The organism is Massilia sp. CCM 8734 (assembly GCF_011682155.1).
In the GTDB taxonomy this organism is placed as follows: Bacteria; Pseudomonadota; Gammaproteobacteria; order Burkholderiales; family Burkholderiaceae_D; genus Telluria_A; species Telluria_A rubra.
Map to the genome: position 1 here is coordinate 1 of NZ_WHJI01000118.1, position 1,670 is coordinate 1,670.

The window sequence follows — 1,670 nt, forward strand, 5'->3', positions numbered from 1 at the left end:
TAGCCTGAATGTTGCATAAACCGCCGCCGCAGCGTCACTTTTCCGATGCCGGAGTTTTTCAACTTAAATCGGAATGTCGCGGGCGATAGCGTCCCTACCCAATTGAACGGGACATTCAATGAAGCGGTTTGAAGGTTGAGGTTTGGCGGCGTGTGGTCAATTCTCGGCAGACCGGACGTGACCCCGTCAGGACGAGTTTAGCGTCGCTGCCGGCGTCGGCAGATACAGTCGTTCGGTCAGTGTCCGCAGCAGATGTTTTACCGGACACGCGCTCGGCAGATGAAGAACGATCTTGTTCTTGTACTGCCGAACTTGCACGGCGATTTTGAACAGCTTGGAGATGACGGTCGAAGGCTGCGCCTGCGACAGCACGGTGTGCCGCAGTGCCTGGGTGCGCAGTTGCTGGTGCAGGATATAGGCGGCCGAATGCAGTAGCAAGCGCATGCAGTTGGCGAGGAAGCTCGTGCACGAGGTCCGGTCGGCGGCCAGGTCGCCCTTGAGGTGCTTGATGTAGTTTTCGGCTTGGCCGCGCGCGCAGTAAATATCTTCGTACAGCATGCCGGCATCGAGTCCCTGTAACGAGGTCACAATGAAACGCGTGTTCTCGCCGAGCGCCATGACCTCGGCCTTGAGCAGTACGCGCCAAGCCCTCGGCCATGAGCGCGCCTTGTAGGTGAATTCATCGAACAGCCGCACCGCGCCAGGCACCACGTCCCGGGTTTGCGCCTCCACCCAAAGCTCGCAGGCGCGAAGCTTTGTCGGTTCAGCCATCTCGTGCAGCTTGACGTTGCAGGAGAAACCGAAGATGAAGTCGATGTTCGGCATGCTGTCGATCATGCCCATCAATTCGGGTCCGCTAAAGTGGCCGTCGCCCCGGACGAGGATGTGGGTATCGGGGAAATGGAGGCGAATCAGCTTCAGAACGCGGCGCATAATCATCGCGTTCTCGTCACCAAACGGACGCTTGCCGGGCCGCAGAACGGCAGCGATCAAGCCGCCCGACGCGCCGTCGAAGATCATCAACGGCAGGTAGCAGGTCGAACGGTAGTGATGGTTGTAGAACGCCAGCGGCTGCTGCCCGTAGCACGCATCTTCCGAGTGATCGAGGTCGAGAATCAGGCTCTTTGGCGGGCTGGCGAAGCCGGCAATGAACTGTTCAACGAGGGCCTCACTGACGCGGTAGATGTCCTGGCGGCTGGCCGCATGTTCGAAGCGCGAGATGGTCGCGCCGGACGCCAGTGCGCCATCATCGTCGAACGGCAAGCGCGCGGCGCCAAGCTTGAACATCGGATCGTGGCGCAGGCTGTTCGAGTCGTTCCCGTCCTCGTAGCCGCAGCCGATTTGGTAGATACGTTGCGTCAAAATATCGTGATAAGAATGGTCGACATAGCTCTGATGACGGCGGTCAGGCAAGGCTGCGGCGAGGCGCTTGGTCAATCCAATCTGGAGGTCGACACCACGCAGCAAAACCGGACCGAGGTCGGACGACAAGCCGCCGCCGGCGAAATCGGCGCGAACGCTATGAGCGGGAATGGATGCAAAACGGAGCTGCTCTGGGGTAGAATTCATGTCGGGCAAGGTGTGTTCGTGCTGATAGGGTAGGTTTCTAGATAACTCCCATTCTATCAATCACTTACGGCATTCTTGCCCTTTTTTGTGCAAAATTCAGG

1 protein-coding gene is annotated in these 1,670 nt (G+C 58.7%); it reads right to left on the reverse strand.

What is annotated here, in order from left to right; genetic code table 11:
• Window positions 1–186: 186 nt before the first annotated feature.
• The gene (locus tag F2P46_RS35675) at window positions 187–1,569 is read right to left on the reverse strand and encodes an IS1380 family transposase (protein ID WP_166899235.1); all 1,383 of its coding nucleotides are present in this window, start codon (window positions 1,567–1,569) and stop codon (window positions 187–189) included.
• Between the last annotated feature and the right edge of the window lie 101 nt (window positions 1,570–1,670).

Coding starts and splice junctions, on each gene's coding strand:
- F2P46_RS35675 (WP_166899235.1), bottom strand. CDS start 1,569: ATGAATTCTACCCCAGAGCAGCTCCGTTTTGCATCCATTCCCGCTCAT.